The organism is Bacteroides sp. AM41-16 (genome assembly GCF_003603495.1).
Lineage (GTDB): Bacteria > Bacteroidota > Bacteroidia > Bacteroidales > Bacteroidaceae > Bacteroides > Bacteroides uniformis.
The window spans coordinates 63,154-87,243 of sequence record NZ_QTNE01000004.1 but is presented as its reverse complement, the minus strand read 5'-3'; the positions used below and the strand labels follow the sequence as shown (position 1 = coordinate 87,243).

The following is a 24,090-nucleotide window of genomic DNA, read 5'->3' as shown; positions in this document are numbered from 1 at the left end:
TTATGCGTAAGATGGTATGCCCCCAATGCAAGGTGGGGGCATTTTTTGTGATGAACGGACAAGGTGAGCGCCTGCCGGTCTACATCTCTGACAAAGGTGAGATTGTACCTAAGGACGGCACCTCCTCGTTGGAGGGATACGACCAGGATACGGTTTATTGTTTGTGCTGTTCCTGGCGCGGGACTCCGAAACGTTTGGTGAAATACTGATGGACATACTCCTGCCACAAATGGCGGAGTGCCGCCACGGGATGGTACAACAGCATCCGTGGTCCGGCATACCGCATGACTTCACGCATCCGTTCTTTCATTTCGGGCTTGTAGCAGTGAATGCTGCATTGCCTGCAGGTGGATTTATTCTCACCGAAAGGACAGCGTGAAAGACGAATGCGGGCATATCCCAGCAATTCCTCGCATCGGGGACACAATTGCTTGTTACCTTCCTTTTTCCGGCAGTAGAGGCGGACCATCCGTTCTACTGTCTGTTTTTCCTGCTCGATACGGGATGGCATGTTTATTGTTTGGACTGCCAGCGTTTCAAGGTCGGGAAGAATTCTTTCATACCGGCAATGGCTTCCTCTTTAGTGAAATTCATTCCGGAATCCTTGTTGAATTCGTCGGTGAACTGTGCACAATGTTCTATCATTTCGTCCATAGTGCAGTCTTGTGCAAAATTGCCGTGCTGGTAGCAATAGGTGCAATATTCCTCGTTGAGGCTACCGTCGGCATTGGTTCCGAGTACTTCTGCAGATGACAAGGGCATTCCGCAGCTTTGGCAAAGTTTAGCTTCCATAATGTGTGGAGTTAAGTGATATGCAAATATAGAATATTATTTTGGTTGAAGCGTCCTTTTCAGATAAATCATGTCTTTCAGTTGCTTGCCTCCTTCAAATATGGGGTGGTCGTAATTATCGATAAAGAAATCGGGTACCCGGTGTGAGTATGCAAATCCGCAGCTTTCATAGAAGGGGATGGTTAGCGGACTGTCTCCAGTGCCGACAAGCATAGTATGGCACCGGTCTTTATAATGTTCAAGAACGAATGCTATCAGTTGTCTTCCATATCCCTGGCGCTGGTATTCCGGATAGACAGCTATGCTCTTTATTTCGTAGATTCCTTTATCCTCGCAGGTGATTACACAAGACGCTTTGACTGTATCATTATCGGATAGGATGAACATCTCTCCCCGTTCCAGATAACGGTCAATCATGGACTCTTGTTCGTCGGCAAGCAGCAGCAGGTCAAGATATTGCTTTTTGTTGCCGGATATGGGATGTATTCTTATCATATTTCTGAATTTCTGGTGTGAAGTTAGTCATTTTCTATTGAATTACAATGGATATCTCTTTTTAACTGTTGAATGGTTGAGAGTTGCCGGTGAACAAAATCTGCCATACGCCGTTCTTCTCATAACATGATAATCTGATGAAGTTATGAGTAAGTTGAAATTCTCTTTTCTGGTTTTGATGCTGATGGTATCAGTCTCGGCTTCTGCCGATTGGGCACCTGCTGATGTACAGGCTGCACTGAAGAAAATGTATCCTACGGTAGATGATGTTGCCTGGTCACATGATGAATCTTATTATGTGGCAGATTTCCTGATGAACGGTTTTGATACGAAAGTCTGGTTTGACGGGCAGGCGCAATGGGTAATGCAACAGACGGACTGGGAGACAATGGACGAAGTGCCCCCTGCCGTTTACAATGCTTTTGCCGCCAGTGAATATTCCGGAGGGATGGTGCAGAATGTCACTTGGGTACAGTTTCCCAAATGGCAGTCCATCGTGGCGGTAGAGGTAGGGATGGCAAATCTCCAGACGAAATATCAGATATTGTTTACCCCGACGGGCGAAATCATCCGTGCCCGTAATGTCACCTATACATACAATCCGCTCGGCGCAGCCACTTTCTTGTAACGTCTGTTCGCATACCTGCTGAATTTATCATATCTTTGCCTTCCCAAACCAGACTTTTATGGACAAAGACACTTTTCAGCAGGAGGTTTATAATGTAGTGGCCGCAATCCCTCCGGGGCGGGTGGTGACGTACGGACAGATAGCCTATCTTGTCGGAAGACCTCAATGTTCGCGCATGGTGGGACATGCTATGCACGATGTGCCCGACGGCATGTGTTTGCCCTGCCATCGGGTAGTGAACAGCCAGGGCAGGCTGGCACCGTGCTGGGCGGAACAGCGGGCTTTGCTGGAGGCAGAGGGCGTGACGTTCAGAAAGAATGGGTGTGTGGACATGAAAAAATGCCAGTGGGAATTCATGAAAGAGCAAATACAATAAGATTATGAAATTTATAGGTGCACATGTATCGGCCAGTGGGGGAGTGGAAGCGGCTCCCGTCAATGCCAGTGAGATAGGGGCAAATGCTTTTGCCTTGTTTACCAAGAACCAGCGTCAGTGGGTGGCAAGGCCGCTGACGGAGGAGAGTATCAGGGTGTTTAAGGAAAATTGTGGGAAGCTTGGCTTCGATTCCCGCTATATCCTGCCTCACGACAGTTATCTGATAAATTTAGGGCATCCCGAAGAAGAAGGGTTACAGAAAAGCCGTGCCGCTTTTCTGGATGAGATGCAGCGCTGCGAACAATTAGGGCTGAAGTTACTGAATTTTCATCCGGGCAGCCATCTGAATAAGATTTCCGTGGAAGAGTGTCTGGACAAGGTCGCTGAATCCATTAATCTTATATTGGGCAAGACGCACGATGTGGTGGCTGTCATAGAGAACACAGCCGGGCAGGGTAGCAATGTGGGAAATGAGTTCTGGCAGCTGGGACATATCATTGACCGGGTGGATGACAAGTCTCGCGTTGGAGTTTGCCTTGATACCTGCCACACGTATACAGCAGGCTATGATATAGTGAATGAGTATGACAAGGTGTTTGAGGAGTTTGACACAGCGGTAGGTTTCGGCTATCTGCGTGGTATACACCTGAATGACTCCAAGAAAGCACTCGGCTCCAGAGTAGACCGTCACGACAGCATCGGCAAGGGGCTGATAGGTATGGATTTCTTCCGGCGCTTTATGCAAGATGTGCGTTTTGACGGTATACCTATTATTTTGGAGACGCCCGATGAATCGCTTTGGGCAGAGGAGATAAAACTGTTGAGAAGCTTTGTCTCCTCTGATTGAGAGACTATGCCCTGAATACACATTCTATACGGTTACCGTCCGGGTCGAGGACGACACTTTCAAAATATCCGTCGCCGGAGGTACGGGGCTCTCCTGCGATGGTATATCCCGCTGTACGTAGCCGTTCTGTCTGTCGGAGGACAGCTTCCTGGCTGTCGAAGGCAAAGGCAAAGTGGGTCAGTCCCAGTCTGTTTTCCTCAATAGGGGTATTCTGTATGTCCGTACGGCTCATCAGTTCCAAATCCGTTCCTTCATCGAAGTGAAGGAAATAAGATTCGAATCCTTTTTTGGGGTTGATGTACTTTTCATTGCTGCTCCCGTTGAAGTAACGTGTGTAGAACTCTTTCATCTCTTCCAGTTGGAAGGTCCAGATGGCGATGTGATGTATCTTCATAAGTTTGCTAAATTATAATCTGTGTTCAATCTGAGTAATCTGTGGTGGGGTTGGTAATTGCAGGTGCAGAATAGGGAAAGGCTTTCCCATCGGGTCGGTTTCGTCCCGGCCGGCCACTTGGAATCCCATATGTTGGTAAAATCGGCAAGCTTGTCCGTTCTGCTCGTTTACATCCACTTTGTGGATGTGTTTTTGGTGGACGGCGTACTCCATGAGCCGTTTTCCGTATCCCTTACCTTGTTGGTCGGGACGGACAAACAACATCTCGATGAGTTCATCGCTCAGTCCCATAAAGGCGGCAATTTCTTCTTTTTCGTTGCGGATGATGTAAAGCTCTACGGCAAGAAAGTACTGCTCTCTTATCAGTGGTTTGTAAAACTGTATATCCTTTTCTGCCAGGAAGTGGTGTGTGCTGCGGACAGAGGCTTCCCAGACGGTCAACAGTTCGTCATAATCTTGTGGGGTAGGTCGGAGTATCATCATTTATTGCATTACTTTGCTGGTTATTAATCAGTAGGCAGTCAGAATTCAGCTTCTTTGGTAATCCTTACGGTTTCTCCCGTTATAGGGTGGGTAAATTCTAAGTATTCGGCATGCAGATAAAGCCGGTCTGCTTTCTCCCCGTAAAGTTCATCACCGATGATGGGGCAGTGCAAGCCAAGCGGGTGTGCTGCATGTATACGTAGCTGATGGGTTCTTCCCGTGCGCGGATAGAAAGCGATACGGGTCCGTTTCCCGTCCAGACGTTCCAGAACTTGATAATCGGTGATGGCGGGCTTTCCGTGTTCGGTGTGTACCATTTGCCGTGGGCGGTCAAGTGGATTCAGGCAAAGCGGGAGGTCGACCGTACCTTTGTCCTTTGGGACAATACCCTCGAGCAATGCGACATAACGTTTCCTGACCAGGCGGTTCTTGAACTGGGCCTGCAGGTTCTGGTGTACACGCTTGGTCTTGGCAATGAGCATTAAACCGGAAGTGGCCATGTCGAGACGATGCACCGTCAGGGGACCGTCAGCTTCGGGATATTGCTCACGCATCAGGCTATAGACGGAGACTGCATCTTCCTTGCCGGGAACAGACAGCATTCCTGCCGGTTTGTTGATGACCGAAAGCCATGGGTCCTCATAAACAATCTCCAAATTTTGGGAGGGTACCTGCATTCTTTTCAACATGGGGTTTTCCTCTACTTGTAGACCTTGCAGCATGTGTTGCAGTATAGGTTCGCACTTTCCTTTGCAAGCCGGATAATAGTGGCCGTGATGGCGTATCTCTGTCTTGGGGGAATCACCCCACCAGAACTCGGCCATGGCAATAGGTTTCCATCCGTGCAGATAAGCTTGTTGCAGCAGTTTGGGGGCCGCACATTCACCTGCGCCGGCAGGAGGTGTCTTGTGCACGGTCTGCCCGAATATCTCACAGAGATTCTTGACTTCTCCCCGGTAATTCAGCATCCCGAACTGTTCGAATAGCTTTTGCTGCAATGCTGCAGAGCGGGTTTTACGTTCAGACTTCAATGCTGAAATCCGTCTTTCCCAGTCTTCTGTCTGCGTTTGCAGTGTGGTAATCCTTGCTTTCCATGAACGTTCCAGGCGTTTATATTCTGCCTTTTGGAACTGGCTTTCCCGTATCAGTTCGGCTTCTTCCTGCGCATTGAGTTCTTTTTCTTTTCTGCGCTGTTCTCTGGCTGTTTTGGCTTCTTTCAACTGTGCTTTGGCTGTTGCCAGTATGTTTTCTGCTGACTGAATGGTCCGGGCAAGCTCTGCTGATAAGGCGGCATATGCTTTGTCATTTTCCAGTTGCCGGATGTTGCGGTTGATGGAAGAGATGTTCTCTTCTTCTATCTTGAAAAAGCCTTGTGGCTGTAGCAAGTCATATACGGGAGGAACAAAAAAGGGATGTAGGTTCTTTCCGGCCAATATGCCTGAGAATGCAGCTAAATATCCGGTTTCTCCATGCTCGGTTTGTACAATCAGTACCCCGAACATTTTGCCTTGGCGCAGTTCGTCCTTCCATGCAGTTTGTCGGGTAAGATAGCTTTGTACTTCTTTGGCTGCCAATATACATAATGGGTGCGGAGTATAGCAGAAAGGATAGGTGAACCTTTCCGGAAGCGGAATGTCGGTTATGGAAGTAGTAAAACGGTGCAACATCATGTTGCAAAGATACTATATTTCTCTCATAACAGACCGTTTGTACTGCAAATCTTTATTTCGTTGTATATAGGTTGTAGCGCTTATGAAGAAAAAAACATCTTTGGGAAAGTTTTACTTATTCTCCGTTTATACAAATATGTATATATGTGTGAATTAACTTTGTTTTTGATAAATTGGCAACTCTGTTATCCTTAAAAAATGACTATTAATCTGTCTCGGATATTTTCTTCTTCCATAGACTTCTTTTTGTATACTTTAGATGTTATGCTGTCGTATGAATACGGATGAAGAGCTTTTGCCTTAGTGATACTTGTAAAATAAATTAAGTTATTGCCTTTTTTGTTTTATTGGGGAATGGTTGTTTTTTAAACTTCCTGGATATATAAAAGAAACTTATTTCTCTTTAAAAAGTTGTATATTAGCGCCTTAAAGTTTTTCAAAAGATTATATGGGCAAAAACAAAGAGAAATTAAACATATTCTTGCTTCATTTTTTAGAACGGTTGAATAGCAATGAACCCAATGAAAGGAAAGTTATTGAATCGTTGACCGATTTCTGCAACTACTATGACTTTACGAAAGGGTTTATCTATCAGACTGACGGATTCCGTTATTTCTTATTGAAAGAAACGATTGGAAATGAAGGTGGGACTATGAAACCCCGTTTCGATATGGGAGAGTTGAAAAAAGGAGCATGTCGATGCTATGAAAGCTCGGGATAAACCTTTCTATGGAAACAGAAATGCGGATGCTTCATGGGACGATATTGACATTCTTGATTTCTACGGTGAGGATTCTTTGTTAATCAGGCATTTTGAAGATACTGAGGGTAAAATCATCGGATTCATAGGTTTTGCAGGCAGGGAGGAAGAGACCTATCTCACGGAAGAGGAGTTGCAAATCATTCATCTCTTGCTGGGCTCGTTCTCTAAGGAAATTGCGGTCAGGGAATATAAGGAAAGGGAAGTGAGGGCCAGCAATACATTAGGCAGTATCATGAATAATATGGGCGTTGATATTTACGTCAACTCTTTCGATTCCCACGATATGTTGTATGCCAATAGGTCTATGGTGGAACCATATGGCGGTATCGAGCATTTCTGGGGGAAAAAATGCTGGGAGGCCCTCTACTCGGACAAGACGGGGGAGTGTGAGTTCTGCCCAAAGAGGCATTTGATAGATGAAAACGGACACCCCACCAAAGTCTATTCGTGGGATTATCAACGGCCATTTGACAAGTGTTGGTTTCGCGTGTTCAGTGCAGCCTTTGCTTGGGTGGACGGGCAGATGGCGCATGTCATTACCAGTGTGGATATCGACCATCAGAAAAAGATAGAGGAGGAATTGCGGGTCGCCAAGGATAAGGCAGAACATCTGGACCGCTTGAAGTCTGCTTTCCTGGCCAATATGAGTCATGAAATCCGTACTCCGCTCAATTCCATTGTCGGTTTTGCAAGCATCATTGCCGAACTGGACGATAGGGAAGAACGCCAGGAATACCTTGCCATCATGCAGGAGAATACGGAACTGCTCTTGCAACTGATATCCGACATTCTGGATTTGGCAAAGATAGAAGCGGGAACACTTGATTATAATATGGGGTATGTGGATGTCAGTGACTTCTGTAAGGACGTGATGCGCAACTATGATATAAAGGAAGACAAGGCTGTACCGGTTCTGTTGGCTCCCGACTTGCCCGATTACCGTATCTATACCGACAAGAAACGTCTGATGCAGGTGGTCACCAATTTTATAAACAACGCTTTGAAGTTCACCAGTGAAGGGCAGATCCTTTTGGAATATCATCCGGTGGAAGGTACCGGTCAGATAGAGTTTTCTGTGACGGACACCGGTATGGGTATTGCTCCGGATGCCGTGGCTACTGTGTTCGACCGCTTTGTAAAGCTTAATACCTTTGCGAAGGGCACGGGTTTAGGCTTGTCCATCTGTAAAAGTATCATTGAGCATCTTGGCGGGACTATCGGTGCTGAGTCGGAATTGGGAGTCGGCAGCCGTTTTTGGTTCAGACATCCGTGTGCCGAATGATTTTATTTGCCTATATTTGTGCGAACTTCAATATTTATGGATAAAAAACTCTGTACCGATGAAAAACAAGACATGGACGTGCCTGGTTGTTGTGTCAGCAGCATTGCTGATGGCGGGTTGCGGCAGCAGGACAAAGAAACAAACAAATGAAGATGTAAGTATGGATAGTGTCGGTGTAACATGCAGTGGCGTAAAGACCTTGCAACTGGAGGGAGTGCAGGTCACTTGGATTCAGGATAATGCTGGTGAGCATTTGATGCCGAGAACGATTTTCCCGGATGCAAGCGATGAATTGATGGAAAGTTTGTCGCTTCAAGGCGGTATTCCTTCTTCCATGAGCACCTTCCTGGTAGATACGAATGGTATCCGTATCCTTTTTGATACGGGAATGGGAGCTCCCGGCAGTCGTCTGTTGCCCGGATTACAATCTTTGGGTATCTCTCCGGCAGATATTGGATATCTGTATCTTACCCATTTCCATGGCGACCATATCGGTGGAATGATGAAGGGAGACAGTGTAGTCTTCCCGAATGCCGAAGTGTACGCATCAAAAGTGGAATATGATGCCTGGATGGCAATGCCTGCCGAAAGGAAGGCGCAGGTCGTAAAGACGATGGATGCCTATAAGGAACGGCTGCATCTGTTTGAGTTTGGCGATACCTTGCCGGGTAATGTGGTTGCCATGGAGGCAGTCGGTCATACTCCCGGTCATACGGTTTTCCAGAGTGGCAAGTTACTGGTGATTGGTGACCTCATCCATGGTGCGGCCCTTCAGTTGGAGCATCCGGAATACTGCGCTTCCTATGATATGGATAAGGAAGCTGCCGTGAAAGCACGCAAGTATTTCCTCCAATATGCCAAGGACAACCAATTGACGATGGCAGGTATGCATCTTCCTGCTCCGGCCTTCAAATAGAATGGGAGAGTGTCAAAAGTATATGAGTACTTTCATTATGCTATATTTAGGCGCGGATAGTTCTGAGCCCCTCGTTATTCCTTTTTACTTTTAGAAGCGGCAGTCTTGTTCGATGTATGTCATATATTCGTCGTAACTGATGTGCCTGCCTCCCATTGTTTTGAGGTGAGGGGTTTCGAACTGGCAATCTATCATGACGCCTCCATGTTCCCTGAAGAATTGGGCCAGATGGATGAGGGCCAGCTTCGAGGCGCTGGGAACAAGTGAGAACATGCTCTCTCCAAAGAAACAACGTCCCAGGGTCACTCCGTACAGCCCACCTACCAATTGCTCTTCTTCCCATACTTCCACGCTGGCGGCGAATCCTTGTTCGTGCAGGTGCGTATAGGCTTCCATCATCTTCGTTCCGAGCCAGGCTCCTTCTTGTTCCATCCGCAATTCTCCGCAGGTTTGTATGATGTCTTGGAAAGCTTCGTTGAAGGTGATTTCGTACTTTCCTTTGTTGATGAGCGTACGCATGGAGTGGGAGATATGGATTTCGTCCGGAAAGATGACGAAACGGTCCATCGGGCACCACCATTGTATCAGTTCTTCCCGAAATGCGTACCAGGGGAAGATGCCGTTGGAGTACGCCAGGATGAGGCGGTCAATGGATAGGTCACCGCCCACAGCGAGCAACCCGTCGGGGTCGCCGTAGTGAGGGTCGGGGAAAGCAAGTTTATCCGTCAGTTGAAAGACCATATCGTTATTCGGTTGCGGGTTGTAGTTTCAATGCTCCGTTTTCCACTTGCACGCGGACTTTTCCTCCTGCCTTCAATGTACCGAACAGAATTTCGCGCATCAGCAAGGGTTTCAAGTGGGCGGCTATCACGCGGTCCATCTCCCGGGCGCCGTATTCGGGAATAAAACCCCGTTGGAGCAGCCATTCGTGTGCTTCCTGGCTCAATACCATTTCCACCTGGCGGGAAGACAGCTTGCTGCCTAGTTCTCCGAGTTTCTTGTCGAGGATAAGTGATGCCATCGGGCGGTCCATGTCATGAAAGACCACCGTGGCAGAGAGGCGGTTGATGAATTCGGGCTTAAAGGTTTTCTTGACTTGTTTCAGCATGGCTTCTCCGGCGGTGACCTGACTGTTGAAGCCGATGGACGCTTGGCGGGCATATTGTGCTCCGGCATTGGAGGTCATGATGAGGACCACGTGTCGGCAGTCGGCTTTCCGTCCTTTGTTGTCGGTCAGTACGGCATAGTCCATTACTTGCAGCAGGATGTTGAATACGTCGGGATGCGCTTTTTCTATTTCATCGAGCAATAGTACGCAGTTTGGAGTCTTGCGTATGGCGTCGGTCAGCAGGCCGCCGTCCTCGTAACCCACGTAGCCGGCAGGCGAGCCAATCAGTTTGGCTACGGTATGCTTTTCGGTATATTCGCTCATGTCAAAACGTTGCAGGGCGATGCCCAGCTCGGCGGCGAGCACTTTGGCAACTTCGGTCTTTCCTACTCCGGTGGGGCCTACAAAGAGCAGGCTTGCCAGCGGTTTGTTTTCGTCCAGCAGTCCGGCTTTGGACATTTGCACAGCTTCCACCACCTGACGGACGGCTTCTTCCTGCCCGTAGATGCGGGAGCTGATGCGTTCGTGCAGGCTTTCCAAGGCGGTGGTGTCGTCCTCTTTCATGGCGAGGGCATTGACTTTGCAGGTACGTGCCAGTATGTCGGTTATCAGTGCCTTGTCCACGGTCTGTTCTCCGGAGTCTGTGGGATGTATTTCCCGGTAAGCTCCTGCTTCGTCCACCAGGTCGATGGCTTTGTCGGGCAGGAAACGGTCGCTGATGTAGCGGGCGCTTGCCTTTACGGCATAGGGGATGACGTCGGGCTCGTAGGTGACGCCGTGGTAGGTTTCGTATTTCTCTTTCAGGCCTTCTACGATATGTATGGCTTCTTCAATGTTCGGTTCCAGTATGTCTATCTGCTGGAAGCGGCGTACCAGTCCCTTGCTGCGTGCGAAGTAGCGGTTGTACTCGTCGTAGGTGGTAGAGCCGATGAAACGTATTACCCCGGTTTCCAGATAGGGTTTCAGCATGTTGGAGGCATCCATGGAGCCTTCACCCGTGCGTCCGGCGCCTATCAGGTTGTGTATCTCGTCGATGTAGACGATGGCATTTCCCTCACGACCGATGCCTTCCATGATACTTTTCAGCCGCTTCTCGAAATCGCCGCGATATTGTGTGCCTGCCAGTAGACTGCCCAAGTCCAGCTCATAAATGCGGAAGCCGGCAAGCCGTTCGGGGACGTTGCCCGCTTCGATACGGGCGGCAAGCCCATAGGCAAGGGCTGTTTTGCCTACACCGGGTTCGCCCACATGCAACGGGTTGTTCTTTTCTTTGCGGCAGAGCACTTGTATGGTTCGCTCCAACTCCATCTCCCTGCCGATAAGCGGGTTGTGGCCTGCCAGATGGTCGTTGAGGCAGGTCACGTAGTTACGCCACGGTTCTGTTTTCTCTTGTTCATCGGGAGATGGCGTACCGCCTGCTTCTTCTGCCAGCTCCGCTTCTTCGTAGTGGGTGATGAGCAGGCTGAGGAATTCGGGCAGGTCGCCGCCGACTGCTTCCTTCAGGAAATGGCATGCCCAGGAATCTTCCAGTTGCAGCAAGCCTTGTATCAGATGAGGAACATCCAGCTCTTCGGCGCTGGAATACTCTGTCACCGTATAGGCATGTTGCAGGAGTGAGCTGAGCTGGACGGAAAGTCCCAACTCGTATTCCACATTGTCGGGGACAGTGTCCACTTCTTCCGTCAGATAGTTTTCCAGCGAGATGCTGAGCTCCACATAATTGTAGAAGGTATCTTGCAGGGTGTGGATAAAGGGTTCCTGCTCTATAATGGCGCTCAGCAGATGTTCGGGCATGATGAACTCGTGCCGGTAAGACTCGGCCTTTCTTTGTGCGGAAGCGAATGCTTGGTTTACGAATATCGTATTTTTTATATCCATATTGTTTCTTTCTTCTTATTCTTCTTCCTCCGGGGTGACGGTGAGCCGGAGGGGGAAACCTTCATTGCGTGCCATGCGGGTGGCTTTCTGTACTTTGGAGTGGGCGATGTCGTATGAGTAGATGCCCACTACCGCGGAGTTGCTCTTGTGCACCTGCAGCATCAGTGTTTCCGCTTCTACCGATGATTTGTAAAAGACGGTGGTGAGTACTTTTACCACAAACTCCATGGTGGTGAAGTCATCATTGTAGATGGTGACTTTAAAGCGTCGGGGTTCCCGTAATTCTATGCGTTCTTTTTCTTTGAAAGAAGATTGCTGTTGTTCCATTTCTTTTTAAAAACTACTGTTAAGACATTGTTCTACCGTTGTGTGGGCAACGAAAACTCCTGCCAGTCATATTCGTCTCCGTACTCGTCGGCTATGGCTATGCGTATGGTGACGTTACCCGTCTTTATCCGTTCTCCGGCACTGATGTTGGCGGTGTATTTCACACCGTTGCGCGGAGTTATTTGCTCTATCATGACCGACGGCGATATGTAAATACGCTTCATGCCCGTGGTTTCCACCACCACCGGCACTACGTTGTAGGCTGTTTTGTTTCCTTCGTTCATGATTTCAAAAATCACTTTACAGTTTTCGCCCGAATTGATGACGTGGTTGCGGTTGTCGTCAATGAAACGTATATTCCGTATCCTCAAGTGGTCGATGGCCGATGCTTGCGGCTGTCTTCCGGATTGCGGGGGATAGGGCTGTGTCCTTTCTATCCGGTAGCTGTACTCCTCCTGCTTTTGGGGGGCTGTGGCTGCATTGGCAATGGCAGCTCCCGCAATGGTCCCGATGATGGTGCCTATGGCGGAACCCCGGTATCCTCCTCGCCAGCCTCCGTTACTGTCACCTATCAGCCCGCCGATGGCACCGCCTACATTGCTTCCGATGGCAGCTCCTGCAAGCACTGCGTTAGGGTCGCCTGCAGCCATCTGGCTTGTGCCGCATCCGCTGAGGATGATGGTTGCTGCCAGGATTCCTATAAAAGACTTTTTCATGTTCATAAGCCTATCATTATTATGTTGGACAGATTGTTTTATAAAAGGGCTATTCCCGATAAATCATCTTTTTGGTCATGCCTCCGTCAATGGTGATGTTTTCGCCATTGATGAAGTCGTTCTCGTCTTGACATAGGAATAGGCACATACGGGCAATATCTTCCGGTTTGCCAACCCGTCCGGAGGGATGTTGTGAATGGTCTTCTGCCCGTAATTGTTCATAATCGTGTGTCTGAATCCAGCCCGGAGAGATGGAGTTGACCGTGATGTGCCACTCTGCAAGCGATAAAGCCAACGCATGCGTCAATGAATAGATACCTCCTTTGGAAGCTGCATATCCTTCACTGCCCGGTTCACTCATCAGATAGCGGGTAGAACAGAGATTAATGATTCTTCCGTAGGTATTCGTGCTGTTTTGACTTTTGCGGTGTACTGCCAACGCATGTGAAGTAATGAACACCGGACGTAAATTCACAGACAATATTTTATCGAACGTCTCCACACTCGTTTCTGTGATGGGAGAGAATTCACTGATGCCGGCATTGTTTATAATGATGTCAATATCCCCCCATTCCTTGAAAATATTTTGCAGGCAAAGTTCCAATGCTTCTTTGCTGTTTAGGTCGACGGGATAGAATTGTGCTCCGGTGGCTTGGGCGGTTTGTTGTCCTTCCAGTTCATTCTTGTCACAAAAGGCTACTTGGTAATTAAGCTTGCAGAAGGCTTCTACAATGGCTTTGCCAATACCCCCGGCACCTCCGGTCACGAAAACTTTCTTTCCGCCTTTTTTGAGGGGAAGTGTCGGCTTATGTAGCGTTTGTGCCTTACCGGATTTTTTCGCTTTCTCCCAAGCTGCTTTGCGTGCCCGGTATTGCTCGTACTGATTTTCAAGATAATTATCGGCCATATATGTTTCCGGTTTTATTGTTTAACTGTCTTTCTCCGAATAAGTTCACTTCCTTGCATTGGGAGATGATATAGAGATGATGCCCCCAAGGGATGGAGAAAAATTTCTCTTCACCTAATTTGGAAACAACTTGTTGCCAAATTGTATATGGCTCATTATAAAATAGATACCACTGCTTTATACTGCGTATGTTTCTATATGAGAACCCTTTCATATCAGGAAATTCTGCCATCAGCTCACGACTCAACTCTTCGAGAAATCCGCTTCCCCAAGTCATTTCTTTCTGCCGTTCTATAATTTCTGCCCCCAGTTGCCAGTAAAGGTGAAGCAGTTCGCTGTTCACGCGTACAGCCGCTTTAATCTGTGCACTACGAATGTCTTGTTTTAGGTGGTTTACCCAATCCTTGAACGGTTGATTTATAGATAGTGTTGTTTTCATCTTTTTATTTTCTTCATCGTCATATTCGATGTTTCTATTTCACAAAGTTAAGAAAAAGAATTTATTTCAACTGTAATCCTTTCCGTCTTTTCTACCTCTCCACTTTTACCACACAATATACCATCTCCCCCTCTCTTTCCTTTACCTCATCCCGTGTTGCTGCAATATCCTCCCGAACACGTTCACCCGTTTTGCAGAGAATAGGTATCGCACTATGTCGCTGTATTTCCTCCTATATTTTCGCAGGCGATAATTATTCCCCTTGTAGGGCTTCAAAAGGGAATCCGTCTGTTTCCCTAAGGAGAACGGTTTGTTTCAATATGGAGAACAGTTTGTTTCATTAGTAGGAAACAGTTTGTTCCGTTAAAGAAAACAGTTTGTTTCATAGTATGTGAACACTTTGTTTCTTACTGTTGTAACAAAGTGTTCACCGTTGTGAACTAAAGTGTTATCTATATTTTCAGTGATAAAATGATATGAAAAGGGGGCTGAAGATTACCTTTCTACCATTTGTATTCCTCGCTGTAAGAGTCGAAAGCCGGTTCTCCCGGAATGTTGTATTGGTGGAAAGTTCTGCGGATATAGTTCTGGTCTTCGGGGGAAAGGTAAGATTCTTCCCGGTAGAAGCGGTAGTATTTTCCGCGGCCGAAATGGGCTATCAACTGGCTTTTCAGAGGTTGGAGATTCTTGTAGGGAACTTCATCGAGCAAGTGGCTGATTCCCCACGCGACATGTATCTTTTGTGTCGATTGAAAATAGGCGCATTGGCTGCTATCCTCTGGAATACACAGTGGATTGATGATGCGGATGGACGGGTACTCGGGGGTATCGCGAAGGGCGGCTAAGCGATGCAGGCAGTTGTCGGCTTTCGGGCATTGGTTGTTGAAACAGCGTGAGTAGTTGGCAGGTGCTAAAGGTTTCTCGGAAGAATGTTTCATGTTTATATATACTTTGATGAAGCGACAAAGATAGCACTAACTTTTTGATATAGCCTTCTGTTCTCTTGTTTGAAATGCCCCCTCATTGAAAAAACAGCAGCCGGAACCACTGAATTCAGTAATTCCGGCTGTACCGTTCTTTCTTATAAGTATGGATGGACTATTTCACCTGGATGATGTCATAATTCAAGTCACTCACTGCTTCCTGCAGGCTGTCGTTGACAAGGCGCAGGGTTGTGTCGTTCACTACTACGAAGTACACCGGAGTGTCCCCGTCGTTCGGGGTCAGCTTGATGGCTGTTTTCTTCTTGTTGTCGACGTCTTTCTGGATAACTTCTTTCTTTCCTTTGGAAGTAAAGCTCTTGTTCTTTCCGGGGCCTTCGGCATCCAGATAAGTTGTTACCAGCGTGTAGCCGCTTTCTCCGTCGGGACCTACACTGTCTACGCTCAATACATACTGGATGCCCGGACCGTCGGCGGCGGGAAGGATTCCTTCGTATACGGCTACGGCAGACGAGTCATTGCCGGTAACAGCCATTACACTTTCGTCCATGGCGACGGCGTCATTGTTCTGAGTTCCTTTTGATTGGCAGGATACCAATGCAGCGGCAAGGGCTGCAATCATCATTACTTTTTTCATTGCTTTAATGGTTTAAGTTAATTATAAAGACGCAATAGCGTTTGTTATTCATCTTCTTCTTTCTTGATGACGAGCAGCTTGTCCACCCGTCCGCGGTCCATATCCACCACTTCGAAGTCCAGGTTTTTGTAGCTGAACAAGTCTCCGGCTTTCGGCACCCGTCCTATCAAGAACATGGCAAGACCGCTCAAGGTGGTGAAGTCTTCTTCTTTCAGGTCATCATAGTTCATAATGCCCATCGCCTCCATAAAGTCATCCAGATTCATGGAAGCTTCCACCAGCATGGAACCGTCTTGACGAACAACGATTTCCTCTTCTTCCGTTTCATTCTCTTCGAGGATGTCTCCGAAGATACTTTCCGTCAAATCGTGCAGGGTGATGATACCTTCTGTATTTCCATACTCGTCTACAACAACTCCGAACTTGTTTTTGTTCTTCTTAAACAGCTCTAAAACTTTCTTTGCATACAAACTTTCCGGAATAAACAAAGCAGGGCGTGCAATACTACGTAAGTTGAAGGGTTGTTCGCCGCCCATCATCAAGATGATGTCCTTTACGGAAACCACACCGATAATCTCGTCCTTTCCCCGCTCCACCAGGAGATATTTGCTGAAGTGTTCTTCGTGGATGATACGCAGCACCTCTTCCGGTGTGTCTGTGGGATGGAGCACGACGATGTCGCGGCGATAGGTCATCAGGTCATTCGCTCTTTTGTCCGAGAAGCGGAACACGTCACGCAACATTTCCGTTTCGTCTTTGTCGATGACGCCTTGTTCCGAGCTTTGGTGCAGAATCATCTTCAGTTCGTCTTGTGTCATTTGGCGTTCTTCGCCGCTGTTCAGTCCGATGAGTTTGTTCATCAGTTTGGTGGAAGCGCTCAGCAGGCATACAAACGGATAGGAAATCTTGGTCAGCACAATCATGAAGGGGCTGAGCATGGTGGCCCATCGTTCCGGGTTGTTCAAGGCGATGGACTTGGGCACCAGTTCGCCTATGATGAGCGACAGATAGGTGATGATGGCTACTACGGTAATCATGGCGAGAGTCTTGGCATAGGCGGCTACTCCCGGAATGAGGGCGAACAGCGGTTCTACGTCATCAGCGATGGTGGCACCACCATAGGCACCGGATACGATACCGATAAGAGTAATACCGATTTGGATGGTGGAGAGGAATTTTTCGGGTTCTTCCAGTTGTTTCAATACTCCTTTGGCTCTTTTGTTCCCTTTTCCGACAAGAGTTTCAAGGCGTGCTTTACTTGAGGAGACTAAAGCGATTTCATACATGGCAAAAATGCCGTTCAGAATAAGTAAAAGTAGAATGATAATAAACTCCATAGTGGATTTTGAATAGTTTGTGAGGCAAAGATAATGATTTTTCAGTATTTATTGTTAATATTGCCATCCGTTAGAAAAAATAAACAATAAATAGATGAAAAAAAGAATTATTGCCTTGGGGCTTTTGTGGTGTCTGTCTGCCGTGATGTTGCAGGCGGCACGTGTAGACACGGTGTTGGTAAGAAGTGCAGCCATGAATAAGGATGTAAAAGTTGTGTATGTATTGCCTGATAAGGCTATCGGCAAGCAGGCTTGTCCGGTGGTTTATCTGTTGCACGGTTATGGCGGCAATGCGCGGAGCTGGGTGCAGCTGAAGCCGGAATTGCCGCAGATGGCAGATGAGAAAGGAATCATATTTGTATGTCCGGACGGCAAGAACAGTTGGTATTGGGACAGTCCGGAGAATCCTGCCTACCGTTATGAGACTTTTGTCACCTCGGAATTGGTGAAGTATACAGACGGGAACTATGCTACCATTCCCGATAGAAAGGCGCGTGCCATCAGTGGATTGAGTATGGGCGGCCACGGTGCTTTGTGGAGTGCTATCCGTCATAAGGATGTGTTCGGTGCAGCGGGCAGTATGAGTGGAGGAGTGGATATACGGCCGTTCCCCCAGAATTGGGAAATGAACAAGCAGTTGGGAGAGTTTGCTGCCAACAAGGCATCTTGGGATGCGCATACGGTGGTCAACCAGCTGGATAAGATTGTAAATGGAGACTTGGCGCTAATCATCGACTGCGGTGAGGCCGATTTCTTTCTTGAAGTGAACAAGGACTTGCACAACCGGCTGCTGGCAAGGAAGATAGACCATGACTTCATCACCCGTCCCGGTGGACATACCGGAACGTATTGGAACAACTCCATAGACTATCACGTCCTTTTCTTCGACAAGTTCTTTAAGAAGTAAGTAACTTATTATTCGATGGTATAGTTCACGGTGCGTGTGTAGTCCTGCTCGTAGCCGTTCCTTATATGCCTGACGACTGCATGGCAGGAAGTGACGATACCCCGGTTATCTAACGTATAAGTATAGGTGGTGGTCTCTTCACTTTCTCCGTTGCTGTCCGGGATGAGTTGGGTAATCAGATAGTTTGCAGGTTCTCCCAATATCTTCCCGTATATGGCAACCGCATGCATGGAAAGCGGATACATGTCCGTAATGAATAGGCTTGGTATTTCGGAGATATTTGCAATTTCATTGTCTGATGGTGTGGTAGCCGTACTGTTGTGCTCAAAAGTGTCAACCTTTTGCTGTATGCGCAATGCCCGGAAGTTGCTGTAGTCTATTGTAATGAATGAGTATTCTTTTCCGTCGTCCAGCTTTTCTGTGATGTTTTCCAGATAGTATTTGTCTTCGGTGTTGATGAGGTAGGAGAAGGTGTAAGTACGGGTATTTCCTGCCATATCCTGACTGGTACAAGTGGTGGCATAACCTTTGTCATTCAGCGTGTAGGTTGATACTGTACCTGCTTCGTCGGTTATCACGGCTTGATGGTCCTTGTATTCGACAGTAGTGGTATTCTCTATCTCGAAGAGTTCGTCTCCTGCTGTAAAGCTCTGTTTGCCGGTGTAGCTGGTCAGCCTGCCTGCACTGTTGTAAAGGTAGGTGTGGGTGGCAGTAACCGGTTGCGCATCGCTCTCTATCACTTCTTTGAGTTCGATTTTGGAGAAAGGAGTGGTGGGGTAGGTTGACGGCTCCGGTTCTGGCGTATCACTGCCATTGTTATCATCGCTGCAAGCTGCCAGTCCGCCGAGCAACAGCAGGCTGAACATGATTCCCGAAAATCGGGTGATGATTGTAACTCTTCTGTTTAGTTTCATCCTATTTGTCTTTTTATTTGATGCGTACGGCATGGCTTGCCCGACGTTCAATGGAGTTTGCGAGAGTGGTCACTCTTAAAGAACGGGTATCTTCTTGTGCGGGCGGTTGTATGCTTCCGTCGATGGCGCCGAGTGCAGTGCTCAATAAGGCTTCGTTGGTATCTCCAAAGGGCAGGAAACGTGACATGTCGCTCATCTCATTCACTACATATCCCGAGTAGGCCGGTTGGAATCCGGATTCATAATCAGATTTCCCTTCCGAATTGTATATCTTGCAGACGATGGGATTCATCGTTATCATCAGTTCGGGGCTGGAGAAATTCCTGGAACCTACATTCTTGCCTACGGTAGTACCGCCGATTATGACAACATCCATATACGGGTCGAGGCAGTTAATCACCATTTCGGAGGCGGAGGCAGTCTGGCTGCTGGTAAGTACGTAGAGAGTATTCAGGTTTAGGTTTGCTCCGTTTCCGATGAGTCCGGAATTCAGGGTGAACGGTACTATCTGCGGATTGAAGCGGTTGTTGAATTCCAGGTACCCCAACTCTTGTCCCAAGGCGGAGGAAGGTGCAAGCATGGTACACAGCAATTCTGCGCAACTCAGTAATCCACCGTTGTTGTAGCGCAAGTCAAGGATGAATTCGTTGACTTGCTGTGATGCGAAATATTGGAATGCGCTGCGCAGGTCGTTGTCATATTCATTACTGTTGTCCGTGGGGCCGGAACTGAAGTGGTTGTAGACCAGATAACCTATTTTCTTGCTGCCTGATGTATATACATTCTTATAGTGCACCGGGTTGTCGTTGACGGGACGCGCCGATGCTATCTGTCTGGGTTTGTCGTAAGCAACGATGGCATTTTTCTCCACGTCGTAATAACCTACTGTAAGTTCCATGGCACTACTTCCATACAGTTTCTTATAATTCTGTTCAGTAATAAAGTTCCCGTCCATCTTCATAATCCAGTCACCCCGTTTTAGCCCGATTTCCGAGGCCGGGCTTCCGTCGGCAACGTAAAGAATCTGTGCAACAATGGCATTCTCTTCTCCTTCTACTTCTATCTGGTTGGTAGTGAACTGGAATCCGTAGCTGTAATCCGTATAGGGGATGCTGCGGGTAGTGGTGATGCTGACCAGACTGTCGATGGTGGAGAATTTGTCTTCTTCGGATTTGAGCGAGGCAAAGAAAGTGAAAGGGGCTTGAAAATAGTTCAAGTCGTTGGTATGGGGGATAGCGTCTACCCAATAGTACCACACACGCATGGTATCGTCAATCCAGCGGTCTGTCTGGGTCTGTCCGGCATACTCTTTCCAGCGGTCCACCCCGCAGGAAGTCAGATAAATGGGAAGAATCAGGGTTCCCAATATGAGTATCAGTATATTTCTTGCTTTCATGGGGGCAAAGATAGTGCAAATTGAGTGCAGAACTTTCATGCTTGCATGAAAAAGTTTTGCCGAAATGCAGTCTATCTTATCTAAAGATAGAAAATAGCTTGCTTATCTACCACAATTGTGGTATAAAATTCCCTAATCTGTGTCATTGTCTGCCCCGGCTTATCGCTCTATCTTTGCAACATCCGAATGAGAAACGGTTTATTCACCTAAAATACAAACGACAATGGAAACAAAGAAATTGCACTTTGAGACTCTACAACTTCACGTTGGACAAGAACAACCCGACCCGGCAACTGATGCCCGCGCCGTACCTATCTATCAGACAACTTCGTATGTATTCCGTAATTCGGCCCATGCGGCAGCCCGCTTTGGCTTGCAGGACCCGGGGAATATTTACGGGCGGTTGACGAATTCCACCCAGGATGTGTTCGAGAAACGTGTGGCGGCTCTGGAAGGCGGTGTTGCCGGATTGGCCGTAGCCTCGGGTGCGGCAGCCATCACTTATGCCTTTGAGAATATCACCCGTGCAGGCGACCATATCGTGGCAGCTAAGACCATCTACGGTGGAACGTATAATCTGCTGGCCCACACATTGCCTGTCTACGGGGTTACCACTACTTTTGTGGACCCGGGCAATCTGGACAATTTCGAGAAAGCGATTCAGGAGAATACCAAGGCAGTATTCATTGAAACGCTGGGAAATCCGAATTGCAACATCATTGACATTGATGCCGTTGCTGAAATAGCACACCGTCACCGGATTCCTCTGATTATAGATAACACCTTCGGTACTCCTTACTTGATTCGTCCCATAGAGCATGGGGCAGATATTGTAGTCCATTCGGCAACGAAGTTCATCGGAGGGCATGGTACGTCCTTGGGTGGTGTTATTGTAGATAGCGGCAAGTTCGACTGGGTGGCCTCGGGGAAGTTTCCCCAACTGACGGAACCGGACCCGAGTTATCATGGAGTACGTTTCGTCGACGCTGCCGGTCCTGCTGCCTATGCCATCCGTATCCGTGCCGTATTGTTGCGTGATACCGGTGCCACAATCAGTCCTTTCAATGCTTTCATTCTGTTGCAAGGATTGGAGACGTTGTCGCTTCGCGTGGAACGTCATGTGGAGAATGCCTTGAAAGTGGTTGAATTCTTGAAGAAGCATCCCAAAGTGGTTGCCGTGAACCACCCGTCCCTGCCCGAGCATCCTGACCACGCGCTTTACGGGAAATACTTTCCGAATGGAGGCGGTTCTATCTTTACGTTTGAGGTGCGGGGCGGTGTGAAGGAAGCGCAGACGTTTATTGACAGTTTACAGATATTCTCGTTGCTTGCCAATGTGGCTGATGTGAAATCCCTGGTTATCCATCCTGCCACCACTACCCATTCCCAATTGAGTGCACGGGAATTGGAAGAACAAGGCATCAAACCGGGCACGGTCCGCCTCTCCATCGGGACAGAACATATCGATGATTTGCTGGACGACTTGTCCCAGGCATTTGACAGAATTTAAAAGAATAACAGTATACGATAGAATGAATATTGCTGTATTATTGTCGGGAGGTGTAGACAGCTCCGTGGTGGTACATCTCCTTTGCGAACAAGGTTACCGTCCTTCTCTATTTTATATCAAAATAGGGAGGGACGATGCCGATTATATGGACTGCTCTGCGGAAGAGGATATGGAGATGGCTTCTGCCATTGCCCGGCGTTATGGATTATCGTTGGAAGTAGTGGACCTGCACCGGGAGTATTGGGACCAGGTGGCGGCTTATGCCATTGATAAAATAAGACGTGGCTTGACTCCCAATCCGGATGTGATGTGCAACAAGCTGATAAAGTTCGGGTGCTTTGAGCAACGTGTGGGGAAGGATTTCGATGTCACGGCAACCGGGCACTACGCCACTACGGTGTTGAGGGATGGAAAGACATGGCTCGGTACCGCTGCCGATTCCGTGAAAGACCAGACCGACTTTCTGGCACAGATAGATTATCTGCAAGTTTCCAAACTGATGTTTCCATTGGGCAGACTGATGAAGAATGAGGTTCGTGACATAGCCCTGCGTGCCGGATTGCCCAGCGCCAGACGTCGTGACAGTCAGGGCATCTGCTTTCTGGGAAAGATTGATTATAATGATTTTGTGCGCCGTTTCCTTGGCGAAAGGGAAGGGGATATTGTGGAGTTGGAAACGGGTAGAAAGTTGGGCAAGCATCGGGGCTATTGGTTTCATACCATCGGCCAGCGTAAAGGATTGGGGTTGGGTGGAGGACCGTGGTTTGTTGTCCGCAAGGATGTGGAGGAGAATGTGATTTACGTGTCCCGCGGATGTGATACGGCATTGCAATACGGCTATGAATTCCGTATGTACGATTTTCATTTCATTACGGATAATCCCTGGAAGGGAGCGCAGGAAGAGGTGGAGGTGACTTTCAAGATACGCCATACGCCGGAGTTTGTCAAAGGCAGGTTGCAAAAGGAGGCGGAGGGTTACCGCATTGTTTCGGAAGAAAAGCTGCAAGGCATTGCTCCGGGCCAGTTCGGAGTGGTGTATGATGCTGATGCCCGGCTGTGTGTCGGGAGCGGGGAGATTTATATATAATATTCCACCAAGTCTACGATGCCTGCCTTCATGGCATATTTGGTGGCTTCGTGCGCATTGTTTACACCCAGTTTCCGGAAGATATTCTTCCGGTGGCTGTTTACCGTATGGAAGCTGAGGTTTCGTTCGGCAGCTATTTCTTTGGTTGTTTTCCCCAGGGCTATCTCTTTTAGGATGCTCCGTTCGGCAGTAGTCAGTAAATCATCTTTGATGGTAGGATGAGTGGGGGAGGAGGAACCGTTGCCTGCGAGCAGCAGGTTACTGACGTGATTACAGATGAATCGCTCCTTGCGTGAGGCGCATTGTAGTGCGGTCAGTATCTCTTCTTTGGAATTATCCTTCAGCGCTACGCCGAATGCCATGCTGCTGAACAATACCTGGCGCAGGAACGGTAGGCTCAATTCGTCGGAAAAGAGTAGCCAATCGGCTTCCTTGAAGCGTTCGTGAAGTACCATTAGCTCTTCAGCTCCCGAAAAATCAAAAAGGGTATAGTCCAGAATGACAACGGCGGTGGGATGCAGGCGTAGTTGCTGTATCAGTTCTGCCTTGTTGTCGGCTTCCAGCAGCAGGGAGGTGTCTTTCTGTCTGCCCAATAGGAACATCATGCCTGCTTTGGTGATATCTTGATTGTCTGCAATGATAAATTCTCTCATGACATTGGTATATAAAAAACTCCGCTACAAATGTACACTTTTTAGTGTGATTTGTGGCGGAGTGGGAATATATATATTTATATAAGGGTTTTACCAGGAACGTCCCTTGAATATGTTGGATTGTTCCAGCGGAACCAGGTTCCCGCTCAAAGTCATGGTGTTGGAGTTGAAGTTCGGGCTGATGGTTACGGTTGCGTTGTTCCCGCCATCGGTCAGCGTAAGGAATATCTGGGCGGAAATGCCGATACCCTGGATGCTGAAGTTACAATTCACGTTGCCCCGTTTGTCGGTAGTCATTTGGATGTCCGATACGGTTCCGTCTACTGTTACACCGCCAATGCCGTTAGGACCTGGGTATACGGTGTTGAAGGCTACCTGCACGGTGCCACGTCCTTGGTTGACCAATACGAAGTTGGTGTTGGAGTTTACAAATGCGGTCTGTCCGTTGCGGAACATCACTTGGTCTGCCTCCATTACGAACTGGTGAGCTTTCAAGGCCGCCATTGCGTCATCGTACGAAATGGCATCCTGTGCTTGTTCTTCAGCTTTCAGGCGTGCACGTTCTGCGTCTCTTTGGGCTTTACGGTCTGCGCGCTTTTCAGCTCTACTCTCTTGTGCATACATGGTCGTTGTTGCCATGCTTACCAATACTACTGCTGCTAATGCAATAAACTTTTTCATAATCGA

Annotated in this window: 28 protein-coding genes and 1 pseudogene; 10 read left to right on the top strand and 19 right to left on the bottom strand. The window is 48.0% G+C overall.

Annotated elements, in window-relative coordinates; translation table 11 throughout:
• Window positions 1-2: 2 nt before the first annotated feature.
• Window positions 3-209, top strand: a complete 207-nt coding sequence (locus DW896_RS05470) for a hypothetical protein (protein WP_005835857.1) — start codon at window positions 3-5, stop codon at window positions 207-209.
• On the opposite strand, the gene DW896_RS05465 is transcribed toward DW896_RS05470, so the two are convergent.
• From DW896_RS05465 to DW896_RS05455, 3 genes are read right to left on the bottom strand one after another with little or no spacing between them, the layout of a single operon-like run.
• Window positions 155-511 carry a nitrous oxide-stimulated promoter family protein gene (locus tag DW896_RS05465; RefSeq protein WP_008663812.1) on the bottom strand — a complete coding sequence of 119 codons (357 nt, stop codon included), beginning with the start codon at window positions 509-511 and terminating at the stop codon, window positions 155-157. The two genes, DW896_RS05470 and DW896_RS05465, sit on opposite strands and share 55 nt — an antisense overlap.
• Before the next feature lie 2 nt (window positions 512-513).
• Window positions 514-792, bottom strand: a complete 279-nt coding sequence (locus DW896_RS05460) for a zinc ribbon domain-containing protein (RefSeq protein WP_005835861.1) — start codon at window positions 790-792, stop codon at window positions 514-516.
• Window positions 793-828: 36 nt separating this feature from the next.
• A complete protein-coding gene (locus DW896_RS05455; RefSeq protein ID WP_005835863.1) occupies window positions 829-1,287 on the bottom strand; it encodes a GNAT family N-acetyltransferase in 459 nt (152 codons plus the stop codon).
• A 145-nt stretch (window positions 1,288-1,432) separates the two neighbouring features.
• On the opposite strand from DW896_RS05455, the gene DW896_RS05445 reads away from it, so the two are divergent.
• From DW896_RS05445 to nfo, 3 genes are read left to right on the top strand one after another with little or no spacing between them, the layout of a single operon-like run.
• Window positions 1,433-1,915, top strand: coding sequence for a PepSY-like domain-containing protein (locus tag DW896_RS05445; RefSeq protein WP_035449484.1), 483 nt, complete (start codon window positions 1,433-1,435; stop codon window positions 1,913-1,915).
• 58 nt (window positions 1,916-1,973) lie between these two features.
• Window positions 1,974-2,291, top strand: coding sequence for an MGMT family protein (locus DW896_RS05440; protein ID WP_005826471.1), 318 nt, complete (start codon window positions 1,974-1,976; stop codon window positions 2,289-2,291).
• A gap of 4 nt (window positions 2,292-2,295) precedes the next feature.
• A complete protein-coding gene (gene nfo, locus DW896_RS05435) occupies window positions 2,296-3,138 on the top strand; it encodes a deoxyribonuclease IV (protein WP_005835868.1) in 843 nt (280 codons plus the stop codon).
• Window positions 3,139-3,142: 4 nt separating this feature from the next.
• Here nfo and DW896_RS05430 read toward each other — a convergent pair whose 3' ends face one another.
• Genes DW896_RS05430 through DW896_RS05420 form a run of 3 tightly spaced genes read right to left on the bottom strand, consistent with a single transcriptional unit; the run spans window position 3,143 to window position 5,682 of the window.
• On the bottom strand, window positions 3,143-3,532 hold the full coding sequence (locus tag DW896_RS05430; RefSeq protein WP_005826473.1) for a VOC family protein: 390 nt from the start codon (window positions 3,530-3,532) through the stop codon (window positions 3,143-3,145).
• A 12-nt stretch (window positions 3,533-3,544) separates the two neighbouring features.
• Entirely contained in the window at window positions 3,545-4,015 is a 471-nt protein-coding gene (locus DW896_RS05425; protein WP_057097627.1) for a GNAT family N-acetyltransferase, read from the bottom strand.
• A gap of 38 nt (window positions 4,016-4,053) precedes the next feature.
• Window positions 4,054-5,682 (bottom strand): RluA family pseudouridine synthase, encoded by a 1,629-nt coding sequence (locus DW896_RS05420; protein ID WP_165852961.1) that lies wholly within the window; start codon window positions 5,680-5,682, stop codon window positions 4,054-4,056.
• A 451-nt stretch (window positions 5,683-6,133) separates the two neighbouring features.
• Here DW896_RS05420 and DW896_RS21865 point away from each other — a divergent pair.
• The 3 genes and pseudogenes from DW896_RS21865 to DW896_RS05400 all read left to right on the top strand — a co-directional run.
• A pseudogene (locus DW896_RS21865) lies at window positions 6,134-6,326 on the top strand (hypothetical protein); the annotation flags it as partial.
• 63 nt (window positions 6,327-6,389) lie between these two features.
• Window positions 6,390-7,730, top strand: coding sequence for a sensor histidine kinase KdpD (locus DW896_RS05405; RefSeq protein WP_119992962.1), 1,341 nt, complete (start codon window positions 6,390-6,392; stop codon window positions 7,728-7,730).
• A 58-nt stretch (window positions 7,731-7,788) separates the two neighbouring features.
• Entirely contained in the window at window positions 7,789-8,646 is an 858-nt protein-coding gene (locus DW896_RS05400; protein WP_009036635.1) for an MBL fold metallo-hydrolase, read from the top strand.
• 90 nt (window positions 8,647-8,736) lie between these two features.
• Here the strand turns inward: DW896_RS05400 and aat are convergent, their stop codons facing one another.
• The 9 genes from aat to DW896_RS05350 form a co-directional block, all read right to left on the bottom strand.
• Window positions 8,737-9,387: a leucyl/phenylalanyl-tRNA--protein transferase gene (gene aat / locus DW896_RS05395; RefSeq protein WP_008663806.1), complete on the bottom strand. Its 651-nt coding sequence runs from the start codon at window positions 9,385-9,387 to the stop codon at window positions 8,737-8,739.
• Between the two features lie 4 nt (window positions 9,388-9,391).
• Window positions 9,392-11,632: an AAA family ATPase gene (locus tag DW896_RS05390; RefSeq protein WP_119992960.1), complete on the bottom strand. Its 2,241-nt coding sequence runs from the start codon at window positions 11,630-11,632 to the stop codon at window positions 9,392-9,394.
• A gap of 15 nt (window positions 11,633-11,647) precedes the next feature.
• The gene (locus tag DW896_RS05385) at window positions 11,648-11,959 is read right to left on the bottom strand and encodes an ATP-dependent Clp protease adaptor ClpS (RefSeq protein WP_008663802.1); all 312 of its coding nucleotides are present in this window, start codon (window positions 11,957-11,959) and stop codon (window positions 11,648-11,650) included.
• Between the two features lie 32 nt (window positions 11,960-11,991).
• Window positions 11,992-12,681 carry a glycine zipper family protein gene (locus tag DW896_RS05380; protein ID WP_119992959.1) on the bottom strand — a complete coding sequence of 230 codons (690 nt, stop codon included), beginning with the start codon at window positions 12,679-12,681 and terminating at the stop codon, window positions 11,992-11,994.
• A gap of 43 nt (window positions 12,682-12,724) precedes the next feature.
• A complete protein-coding gene (locus DW896_RS05375) occupies window positions 12,725-13,582 on the bottom strand; it encodes an SDR family NAD(P)-dependent oxidoreductase (RefSeq protein ID WP_022401630.1) in 858 nt (285 codons plus the stop codon).
• Complete coding sequence (locus DW896_RS05370) at window positions 13,572-14,021, bottom strand: DUF1016 N-terminal domain-containing protein (protein WP_009036640.1); 450 nt, start codon at window positions 14,019-14,021, stop codon at window positions 13,572-13,574. Before DW896_RS05370 ends, DW896_RS05375 begins: the two co-directional genes overlap by 11 nt.
• Window positions 14,022-14,524: 503 nt before the next feature.
• The gene (locus DW896_RS05360; protein ID WP_008663796.1) at window positions 14,525-14,959 is read right to left on the bottom strand and encodes a DUF6078 family protein; all 435 of its coding nucleotides are present in this window, start codon (window positions 14,957-14,959) and stop codon (window positions 14,525-14,527) included.
• A gap of 160 nt (window positions 14,960-15,119) precedes the next feature.
• Window positions 15,120-15,599, bottom strand: a complete 480-nt coding sequence (locus tag DW896_RS05355; protein WP_005826499.1) for a copper resistance protein NlpE N-terminal domain-containing protein — start codon at window positions 15,597-15,599, stop codon at window positions 15,120-15,122.
• Window positions 15,600-15,643: 44 nt separating this feature from the next.
• A complete protein-coding gene (locus DW896_RS05350) occupies window positions 15,644-16,936 on the bottom strand; it encodes a hemolysin family protein (protein WP_005826501.1) in 1,293 nt (430 codons plus the stop codon).
• 94 nt (window positions 16,937-17,030) lie between these two features.
• On the opposite strand from DW896_RS05350, the gene DW896_RS05345 reads away from it, so the two are divergent.
• A complete protein-coding gene (locus DW896_RS05345) occupies window positions 17,031-17,843 on the top strand; it encodes an alpha/beta hydrolase family protein (RefSeq protein ID WP_005826503.1) in 813 nt (270 codons plus the stop codon).
• Between the two features lie 8 nt (window positions 17,844-17,851).
• On the opposite strand, the gene DW896_RS05340 is transcribed toward DW896_RS05345, so the two are convergent.
• Window positions 17,852-18,757: a DUF4595 domain-containing protein gene (locus DW896_RS05340; RefSeq protein ID WP_009036641.1), complete on the bottom strand. Its 906-nt coding sequence runs from the start codon at window positions 18,755-18,757 to the stop codon at window positions 17,852-17,854.
• Window positions 18,758-18,770: 13 nt separating this feature from the next.
• Window positions 18,771-20,192, bottom strand: coding sequence for a S41 family peptidase (locus tag DW896_RS05335; RefSeq protein ID WP_050756838.1), 1,422 nt, complete (start codon window positions 20,190-20,192; stop codon window positions 18,771-18,773).
• Window positions 20,193-20,376: 184 nt separating this feature from the next.
• Here DW896_RS05335 and DW896_RS05330 point away from each other — a divergent pair, with 184 nt between their 5' ends.
• Both DW896_RS05330 and mnmA read left to right on the top strand, forming a co-directional pair.
• Window positions 20,377-21,663, top strand: coding sequence for an O-acetylhomoserine aminocarboxypropyltransferase/cysteine synthase family protein (locus DW896_RS05330; protein ID WP_009036643.1), 1,287 nt, complete (start codon window positions 20,377-20,379; stop codon window positions 21,661-21,663).
• A 22-nt stretch (window positions 21,664-21,685) separates the two neighbouring features.
• Window positions 21,686-22,750, top strand: a complete 1,065-nt coding sequence (gene mnmA, locus DW896_RS05325; RefSeq protein ID WP_005826509.1) for a tRNA 2-thiouridine(34) synthase MnmA — start codon at window positions 21,686-21,688, stop codon at window positions 22,748-22,750.
• Here the strand turns inward: mnmA and DW896_RS05320 are convergent.
• Window positions 22,741-23,403, bottom strand: coding sequence for a response regulator transcription factor (locus tag DW896_RS05320; protein ID WP_005826511.1), 663 nt, complete (start codon window positions 23,401-23,403; stop codon window positions 22,741-22,743). The two genes, mnmA and DW896_RS05320, sit on opposite strands and share 10 nt — an antisense overlap.
• Before the next feature lie 90 nt (window positions 23,404-23,493).
• Window positions 23,494-24,084 (bottom strand): DUF4251 domain-containing protein, encoded by a 591-nt coding sequence (locus tag DW896_RS05315; RefSeq protein WP_005826513.1) that lies wholly within the window; start codon window positions 24,082-24,084, stop codon window positions 23,494-23,496.
• Between the last annotated feature and the right edge of the window lie 6 nt (window positions 24,085-24,090).

Bases quoted from the DNA above. Each gene is read 5' to 3' on its own strand.
- DW896_RS05440 (WP_005826471.1), top strand. From the start codon at position 1,974: ATGGACAAAGACACTTTTCAGCAGGAGGTTTATAATGTAGTGGCCGCA.
- DW896_RS05360 (WP_008663796.1), bottom strand. From the start codon at position 14,959: ATGAAACATTCTTCCGAGAAACCTTTAGCACCTGCCAACTACTCACGC.
- DW896_RS05345 (WP_005826503.1), top strand. From the start codon at position 17,031: ATGAAAAAAAGAATTATTGCCTTGGGGCTTTTGTGGTGTCTGTCTGCC.
- DW896_RS05445 (WP_035449484.1), top strand. From the start codon at position 1,433: ATGAGTAAGTTGAAATTCTCTTTTCTGGTTTTGATGCTGATGGTATCA.
- DW896_RS05355 (WP_005826499.1), bottom strand. From the start codon at position 15,599: ATGAAAAAAGTAATGATGATTGCAGCCCTTGCCGCTGCATTGGTATCC.
- DW896_RS05420 (WP_165852961.1), bottom strand. From the start codon at position 5,682: ATGTTGCACCGTTTTACTACTTCCATAACCGACATTCCGCTTCCGGAA.
- DW896_RS05470 (WP_005835857.1), top strand. From the start codon at position 3: ATGCGTAAGATGGTATGCCCCCAATGCAAGGTGGGGGCATTTTTTGTG.
- DW896_RS05370 (WP_009036640.1), bottom strand. From the start codon at position 14,021: ATGAAAACAACACTATCTATAAATCAACCGTTCAAGGATTGGGTAAAC.
- DW896_RS05330 (WP_009036643.1), top strand. From the start codon at position 20,377: ATGGAAACAAAGAAATTGCACTTTGAGACTCTACAACTTCACGTTGGA.
- DW896_RS05380 (WP_119992959.1), bottom strand. From the start codon at position 12,681: ATGAACATGAAAAAGTCTTTTATAGGAATCCTGGCAGCAACCATCATC.
- DW896_RS05315 (WP_005826513.1), bottom strand. From the start codon at position 24,084: ATGAAAAAGTTTATTGCATTAGCAGCAGTAGTATTGGTAAGCATGGCA.
- DW896_RS05375 (WP_022401630.1), bottom strand. From the start codon at position 13,582: ATGGCCGATAATTATCTTGAAAATCAGTACGAGCAATACCGGGCACGC.
- DW896_RS05405 (WP_119992962.1), top strand. From the start codon at position 6,390: ATGAAAGCTCGGGATAAACCTTTCTATGGAAACAGAAATGCGGATGCT.
- DW896_RS05465 (WP_008663812.1), bottom strand. From the start codon at position 511: ATGCCATCCCGTATCGAGCAGGAAAAACAGACAGTAGAACGGATGGTC.
- nfo (WP_005835868.1), top strand. From the start codon at position 2,296: ATGAAATTTATAGGTGCACATGTATCGGCCAGTGGGGGAGTGGAAGCG.
- DW896_RS05390 (WP_119992960.1), bottom strand. From the start codon at position 11,632: ATGGATATAAAAAATACGATATTCGTAAACCAAGCATTCGCTTCCGCA.
- DW896_RS05425 (WP_057097627.1), bottom strand. From the start codon at position 4,015: ATGATGATACTCCGACCTACCCCACAAGATTATGACGAACTGTTGACC.
- aat (WP_008663806.1), bottom strand. From the start codon at position 9,387: ATGGTCTTTCAACTGACGGATAAACTTGCTTTCCCCGACCCTCACTAC.
- DW896_RS05430 (WP_005826473.1), bottom strand. From the start codon at position 3,532: ATGAAGATACATCACATCGCCATCTGGACCTTCCAACTGGAAGAGATG.
- DW896_RS05385 (WP_008663802.1), bottom strand. From the start codon at position 11,959: ATGGAACAACAGCAATCTTCTTTCAAAGAAAAAGAACGCATAGAATTA.
- mnmA (WP_005826509.1), top strand. From the start codon at position 21,686: ATGAATATTGCTGTATTATTGTCGGGAGGTGTAGACAGCTCCGTGGTG.
- DW896_RS05460 (WP_005835861.1), bottom strand. From the start codon at position 792: ATGGAAGCTAAACTTTGCCAAAGCTGCGGAATGCCCTTGTCATCTGCA.
- DW896_RS05350 (WP_005826501.1), bottom strand. From the start codon at position 16,936: ATGGAGTTTATTATCATTCTACTTTTACTTATTCTGAACGGCATTTTT.
- DW896_RS05335 (WP_050756838.1), bottom strand. From the start codon at position 20,192: ATGAAAGTTCTGCACTCAATTTGCACTATCTTTGCCCCCATGAAAGCA.
- DW896_RS05400 (WP_009036635.1), top strand. From the start codon at position 7,789: ATGAAAAACAAGACATGGACGTGCCTGGTTGTTGTGTCAGCAGCATTG.
- DW896_RS05320 (WP_005826511.1), bottom strand. From the start codon at position 23,403: ATGAGAGAATTTATCATTGCAGACAATCAAGATATCACCAAAGCAGGC.
- DW896_RS05340 (WP_009036641.1), bottom strand. From the start codon at position 18,757: ATGAAACTAAACAGAAGAGTTACAATCATCACCCGATTTTCGGGAATC.
- DW896_RS05455 (WP_005835863.1), bottom strand. From the start codon at position 1,287: ATGATAAGAATACATCCCATATCCGGCAACAAAAAGCAATATCTTGAC.